Origin of the sequence: Comamonas sp. GCA5 (assembly GCF_036541385.1) — a bacterium.
Lineage (GTDB): Bacteria > Pseudomonadota > Gammaproteobacteria > Burkholderiales > Burkholderiaceae_C > Comamonas > Comamonas aquatica.
In genome coordinates, this window is record NZ_JAZHFR010000176.1 from 1 (window position 1) to 1,647 (window position 1,647).

The following is a 1,647-nucleotide window of genomic DNA, read 5'->3' on the forward strand; positions in this document are numbered from 1 at the left end:
AGCAGGCCAGACAGCAGTTCTTCGGGTACGTCGTGTTTCTTGGTGTTCATAGTGTTTACGGACAGGCCGGCTTGCGCCGGCTGTTGATTGGCCGTTTACACAAAATTTTGCACACCCTCGTACCTGAAGCATCAGGATTTGCCTGAGAACAAAGCACCAAGAGCGCAGAAATACTCACTGGAGCAAAGACAGGCGGCAGTCGCTTATTACCGTGCCCATGATCGCTGTATTGCTGCAACGATGAGGGCTTTAGGCTACCCAGGCCGAGGTACGTTGACTGCCTGGGTTCGGCAAGACTGTCCTGAGACGAGCAAATCGATAGTGGGTAGAGCTTGGCCGGCTGCCAAGCCTGATGCGCTGATGTGTGAGGGGGTTGTGCAACTGTGTGCCCGGCAATCGACAGCACAGGAGATTGCGCAGAAGTTGGGGGTTTGTAGAGGAACCTTGTACAACTGGAAAAATCAGTTGCTTGGCCCTTATGCCCCTGCATCCATGAAACCTACCCCAAAGCAATCCCCAGTATTGGATGAAGTAGCACTCAAGCGCCAAATCGAAACATTGCGTCAGGATGTACGGAGGCTGAAGCTCGAGCGTGAGCTTCTGAAACGGGCTCACGAAATCTTAAAACAAGGCAGCGACATTGATCTGCATAGGCTGACCAACAAGGATAAGGTTGTACTGGTTGAAGCGCTGCGTGCGCAGTATGAATTGCCAGAGCTGCTTTCCCTTGTAAGCCTTGCTAGAAGCTCGTATTTCTACCATCGCTCCCGGGTGAAACTGGCAGATAAATACATGGATGTACGCCGCAACATCACAGAAATCTTCAAAGCTAACTACCGCTGCTATGGCTATCGCAGGGTACAGGCATCCCTAATCCAAGAGTGCAAAGGCATCTCCGAGAAAGTGGTGCGCCGACTAATGAAGCAAGAAGGACTGCTCGTGTCCAAGCCTAAACGCCGCAGGTACAACTCGTACCTAGGTGAGATCAGCGCAGCCCCGCAAAACATCATCAATAGAGACTTCCATGCCGCTGCACCCAATCAGAAGTGGCTCACCGACATTACTGAATTCCAGATTCCCGCGGGCAAGATTTACCTGTCGCCAGTGATTGATTGTTTCGATGGGATGGTGGTGAGCTGGAGCATAGGTAGCCATCCCAATGCCCACCTCGTCAACACTATGCTCGATGCTGCCATTGATACTGTCCAATGCAACGAGGTCCGGCCTGTAATTCATTCGGATCGTGGGGCTCACTATCGTTGGCCAGGCTGGCTCTCAAGGGTGCATGATGCAAAGCTGGTTCGCTCAATGTCCTGCAAAGGGTGCTCACCGGACAATGCAGCATGCGAAGGCTTCTTTGGCAGACTGAAGATTGAGCTGTTCTATCCGGGTAACTGGCAATCAACGACGATTGAGCAGTTCATTGAAGCCGTAGATACCTACATCCGTTGGTACAACGAAAAACGTATCAAGGTATCTCTGGGGCGTTTGAGCCCTGTGCAATACCGGCAAAAACTTGGTCTAGCTGGGCTGCTGCCGGTCTCGTTGACACCGACCTAAGCTTCTTGAGCTTGCTCGAACTGTACGGGACTGAGATATCCGAGCGTCGAATGCCGACGCGTCGGGTTGTAGAAGCACTCGATGTAA

1 protein-coding gene and 1 pseudogene are annotated in these 1,647 nt (G+C 52.2%); one reads left to right on the forward strand and one right to left on the reverse strand.

The features are described 5' to 3' along the window. Positions 1-120 precede the first annotated feature (120 nt). A pseudogene (locus SJH88_RS19050) lies at positions 121-1,560 on the forward strand (IS3 family transposase); the annotation flags it as partial. Here SJH88_RS19050 and SJH88_RS19055 read toward each other — a convergent pair. Further along, a partial coding sequence (locus SJH88_RS19055; RefSeq protein ID WP_274755005.1) for an IS3 family transposase occupies positions 1,557-1,647 on the reverse strand: 91 nt, incomplete at its 5' end. The pseudogene SJH88_RS19050 and the gene SJH88_RS19055 overlap by 4 nt on opposite strands.